Origin of the sequence: Agromyces humi (assembly GCF_009720255.1) — a bacterium.
GTDB lineage: Bacteria > Actinomycetota > Actinomycetes > Actinomycetales > Microbacteriaceae > Agromyces > Agromyces humi.
This window is the reverse complement of the sequence record NZ_WJSP02000330.1, coordinates 1-4,178: the sequence shown is the minus strand read 5'-3', so window position 1 is coordinate 4,178 and position 4,178 is coordinate 1. Positions and strand designations below refer to the sequence as shown.

Annotated in this window: 6 protein-coding genes and 1 pseudogene; 5 read left to right on the top strand and 2 right to left on the bottom strand. The window is 70.5% G+C overall.

Translation table 11 applies throughout. From position 1 onward, the window contains the following. The coding region (locus tag GH736_RS24665) for a 2-oxo acid dehydrogenase subunit E2 (protein WP_203230844.1) at nt 1–325 on the top strand (325 nt) is incomplete at its 5' end. Between the two features lie 28 nt (nt 326–353). Next, entirely contained in the window at nt 354–704 is a 351-nt protein-coding gene (gene nirD / locus GH736_RS18325) for a nitrite reductase small subunit NirD (protein ID WP_159605899.1), read from the top strand. 27 nt (nt 705–731) lie between these two features. On the opposite strand, the gene map is transcribed toward nirD, so the two are convergent. After that, nucleotides 732–1,499 (bottom strand): type I methionyl aminopeptidase, encoded by a 768-nt coding sequence (gene map / locus GH736_RS18320; RefSeq protein ID WP_159605897.1) that lies wholly within the window; start codon nt 1,497–1,499, stop codon nt 732–734. 86 nt (nt 1,500–1,585) lie between these two features. Here map and GH736_RS18315 point away from each other — a divergent pair, with 86 nt between their 5' ends. From GH736_RS18315 to lepB, 3 genes are all read left to right on the top strand, one after another. After that, complete coding sequence (locus GH736_RS18315; RefSeq protein ID WP_159605895.1) at nt 1,586–2,101, top strand: hypothetical protein; 516 nt, start codon at nt 1,586–1,588, stop codon at nt 2,099–2,101. A 196-nt stretch (nt 2,102–2,297) separates the two neighbouring features. Continuing rightward, nucleotides 2,298–2,645, top strand: a complete 348-nt coding sequence (gene rplS / locus GH736_RS18310) for a 50S ribosomal protein L19 (protein ID WP_108595571.1) — start codon at nt 2,298–2,300, stop codon at nt 2,643–2,645. 92 nt (nt 2,646–2,737) lie between these two features. After that, complete coding sequence (gene lepB / locus GH736_RS18305; protein ID WP_159605893.1) at nt 2,738–3,484, top strand: signal peptidase I; 747 nt, start codon at nt 2,738–2,740, stop codon at nt 3,482–3,484. Nucleotides 3,485–3,935: 451 nt separating this feature from the next. Here the strand turns inward: lepB and GH736_RS24660 are convergent. Then, a pseudogene (locus GH736_RS24660) lies at nt 3,936–4,178 on the bottom strand (hypothetical protein); the annotation flags it as partial.

Sequence of the window (4,178 nt, the reverse complement as noted above, 5' to 3'; positions counted from 1 at the left end):
TCGCACCCCCGAGGTGAACTCCCGCTGGGATGAGGAGGCCCAGGAGATCGTGCGCTACGGCGGCGTGAACCTCGGCATCGCCGCGGCGACAGGTCGGGGCCTCGTGGTGCCCAACGTCAAGCACGCCCGGGGTGGCGTGGGGGGTCTCGGTCATGGCTGCCTCCGTGGCTCGATTGATGGCGAGCGTACGGCCGGGGGGTTTCGGCCCTGTTACGTCGGCGTAACCGCATCCGCATCCGAACGCACGCGCGCCGCATCCCGATGTGAGGCGGGTTTCACCTCGGGGAAACACCCGGAGGGCGCGGGCGAAACACCCCGGACGTAGCGTCGACGGCACGACGAGAGGAGCCGGGATGCCGCCGACGATCGAGATGACCACCACCTGGGCGCGGACGTGCGAGGTCGACGACCTCGAGCCCGGGTGGGGCGAGGTGGCGCTGCTCGGCGCACGACAGGTCGCCCTGGTGCGGCTCGCCGACGACGAGGTGTACGCCGTCGACCACTACGACCCGCACACGGGAGCACCCGTCATGGCGCGCGGGATCGTCGGGTCCCGCGGCGACCGGCCGACGATCGCCTCGCCCCTGCACAAGGAGGTCTACGACCTCGGTACCGGGGAGTGCTTCACCGACGGCGCGCTCGCGCTCCGCACGTATCGCACGCGCATCGTGGGCGGCATGATCGAGGTCGAGCTCGACGGATGACGCGACCGGCGGCGGTGCCCCGGTGGCTCAGCCGCGCTGCGTGAGCACGATCGGGTCGCCGTCGGTGATCGCGATGGTGTGCTCGGAGTGCGCACCGCGCGACCCGTCCGCGCTCCGCAGGGTCCAGCCGTCGGGGTCGGTGAAGATCCGATCGGTCGTCTCGAGGAACCATGGCTCGATCGCGATCACGAGGCCCGGCTTCAGCGGCAGCCCGCGCCCGGGGCGTCCGTTGTTGGGCACGTGCGGGTCGCCGTGCATGGTGCGGCCCACGCCGTGGCCGCCGAAGTCGGTGTTGATCGAGTAGCCCTCGGCCTTCGCCACGTCCGCGATCGCCCGCGAGATGTCGCCGATGCGATGGCCCGGCCGCGCCGCCGCGATCCCGGCGTCGAGGGCCCTCCGCGTGGTGTCGATGAGCCGGAGGTCCTCGTCGCGCGGGGTGCCGACCACGATGGAGACGGCCGAGTCCGCGACCCAGCCGTTCACCGAGGCCGCGAAGTCGAGGCTGAGCAGGTCGCCGTCGCGCAGGCGGTAGTCGTGGGGGAGGCCGTGCAGCACTGCGTCGTTGACCGACGTGCACAACACCTTGCCGAACGGACTCGCGCCGAAGGAGGGGTGGTAGTCGATGTAGCAGCTCTCCGCGCCGGCCGCGCGGATCATCTCGTGCGCCAGCGCGTCCAGCTCCAGCAGGTTCATGCCCACCGCGGCGGCCCTCGACGTCGCCTCCAGGACGCTCGCCACGAAGCGGCCGGCCGGACGCATCTGCTCGATCTCCGCCGGGGTCCTCAGTTCGATCACGCTCATCCTCTCCGAGACCATTCTGCCGGGTCCGCCCTGAGTGAACACCCGGCCCGCGCGCAGGCCCACGGCGTTACGCTGTGGGCATGCTGATCCGGCGGGCATTCCTCAGGTGGCTGGTCGCGGCGACCGTCGTGTTGCCGATCTGGCTGGCCGTGGGGTGGGCGGTCTTCGGCGGCGGCGGGTGGGGCACCCTCGGCCTCATCATCACCGTGCCCGTGGCGTTCGTCGCCCTCGGCATCATCGCGCTCCTGGTGTGGGCGCGTCCCACGGTGCGAGCCGAGCGGGCGGCCTCGTGGACCGACGTCGCGGTGGTCGGCCTGTGGCACGCCTCGATCATCGGCCTCGGGTTCTACGGCGACGCATCCGGATTCCTCGGCGTGGCCGCCATCCTCCTCGCGATCGGCGCCTTCTGGGCCGCGATCTGGCAGCTCGTCTCCGACGGCGCGCGGCGCATGCAGGCCACCATGGAGGAGTTCGAACGCGTCGCCACGGCGCAGTCCCGGCCCACGCCCGACGTACGGGGCGAGATGCCGGCGCGGCGCCCGCCCTTCGGCGACGACGACGGCGAGGTCATCGTCGTGCGCGAGGTCCGCGACTGACGCCGCGGCCCCGCGCGGGGCATCCGTTCGCCCGCTTTGGCGCGCGGCGCCCCGGCATGGCACAATAGACGATTGTGCCGCCGCAGGACTCTGCCTCCGGGGAGTACGCACCGTGCGAGCGATCGCGCAGGCGGCACCACACACTTCCATCAATGATCCGCGTTCGACCGGTGGCGGGCGCAGAGAGCGAACCATCATGCACATCCTCGACCATGTCGACGCCGCGAGCCTGAGGTCGGACGTCCCCGACTTCCGCCCCGGCGACACCGTCAAGGTGCACGTCAACATCATCGAAGGCACGCGCTCGCGCATCCAGGTCTTCCAGGGCGTCGTCATCGGCCGCCAGGGCGAGGGCGTGCGCGAGACCTTCACGGTCCGCAAGGTCTCCTTCCAGGTCGGCGTCGAGCGCAAGTTCCCGGTGCACTCGCCGGTCATCGACCACATCGAGGTCGTGACCCGCGGTGACGTCCGTCGCGCGAAGCTCTACTACCTGCGCAAGCTCCGCGGCAAGAAGGCGAAGATCAAGGAGAAGCGCGACAGCTGATCCGTCGTCGCTTCCGCCCGCGCGTCGCGAGCGGCACGGCATTCCGACCGAGCTCCCCACCCCTAGACTGGGTGGGGAGCTCGGGCGGTTAAATGACAGAAGAAATCAGCACCACGCGGACAGACCGCGCGGGCTCGGCGTCGGCACGCAGGAAACGGAGCACGCTGCTCTTCCTGCGAGACCTGCTCGTCATCTTCGTGGTGGCGGTGCTGGTCTCCTTCCTCATCAAGACGTTCCTCATCCGGTCGTTCTTCATCCCGTCGCAGTCGATGGAGCAGACCCTCGTGATGGACGATCGCATCATCGTCAACCAGCTGGTGCCCGAGATCACGCCGATCGAGCACGGGGACGTCGTCGTGTTCAAAGACCCGGGGGGCTGGCTTCCGGCACGGCCCGAGACCGTGCAGCCGCCGCTCGTGGCCGCGATCGACTGGTTCCTCGCGTTCGTCGGGCTCTCGGCGCCCGACTCCAACGACCACCTGGTGAAGCGGGTCATCGGCTTGCCCGGCGACCATGTCACCTGTTGCAACGCGCTCGGGCAGATGAGCGTCAACGGTGTTCCGCTCGACGAGCCGTACGTCGCGCTGCCGCCCGGCGAGACCAAGGTCTCCCGCGACGACTTCGATACGCTCGTCCCCGATGACTCCCTGTGGGTGATGGGCGACAACCGCTACAACTCCAAGGACTCGCGGTACAACGGCGAGACGCCGCTCAAGGGCTTCGTGCCGATCGACAACGTCGTCGGCCGCGCGTTCGTCGTGAGCTGGCCCATCGACCACTGGGCCTGGCTCGGCAACTACCCCGAGGTCTTCGAGGGCGTCGACGAGGGCACGGGCTGACATGTCGCCGACCGCGATCCCCAATCTCAAGGTCGAGCGCGAACTGTTCGACACCGGGGCTCCCGTGGTGCTCGCGTGCGACGAGGTCGGTCGTGGCGCGCTCGCCGGTCCGGTCGCCGTCGGGCTCGTGCTCATCGACGCCTCGGTGCGCAGGATGCCCGCCGGGCTCCGCGACTCGAAGCTCATGACCGGGGTGGCCGGGGATCATGATGCGGAACTGGAACCCAGTGCCCTCGCGCCACAGCCGCAGGTAGCGCTCGTGACGGGCGATGACCTGCTCGTCGGTCTCGACGCCGCCGAGCTGGTCCATCAGCTCTGGGGTGTTCGCCCGGCGCAGCAGGTCGAGGTCGTCGTCGGACCAGGGCTGCAGTGCGACATCCGTCATGCCCCCAGACAACCACCGACCCCCGACACCCGCCAGGTGACGGGCGTCGGGGGTGTCAGGGCGGGGTCAGTGGTCGCCCAGCGTGGCGAGCACGTCGGCGCGGACCTCGGCCAGCCGGGCCCGCAGCAGGGTCACGGCCTCGGACGACACCCGGCCGCCATGGGCCCGCGTGCGCAGGTCGGTGCGCAGTTGCTGCCGGAACTCGTTGAGCACCAGGTCGGCCTCGTGCACCGCGCGGTTCGAGTCGGCATGCGGGGCCGAAGACCCCGTGCCGCCGGTGCCGCCCGTCGCGCCGTTGCCGGCCGCGCC

Bases quoted from the DNA above. Each gene is read 5' to 3' on its own strand.
- rplS (WP_108595571.1), top strand. From the start codon at position 2,298: ATGCACATCCTCGACCATGTCGACGCCGCGAGCCTGAGGTCGGACGTC.
- GH736_RS18315 (WP_159605895.1), top strand. From the start codon at position 1,586: ATGCTGATCCGGCGGGCATTCCTCAGGTGGCTGGTCGCGGCGACCGTC.
- nirD (WP_159605899.1), top strand. From the start codon at position 354: ATGCCGCCGACGATCGAGATGACCACCACCTGGGCGCGGACGTGCGAG.
- lepB (WP_159605893.1), top strand. From the start codon at position 2,738: ATGACAGAAGAAATCAGCACCACGCGGACAGACCGCGCGGGCTCGGCG.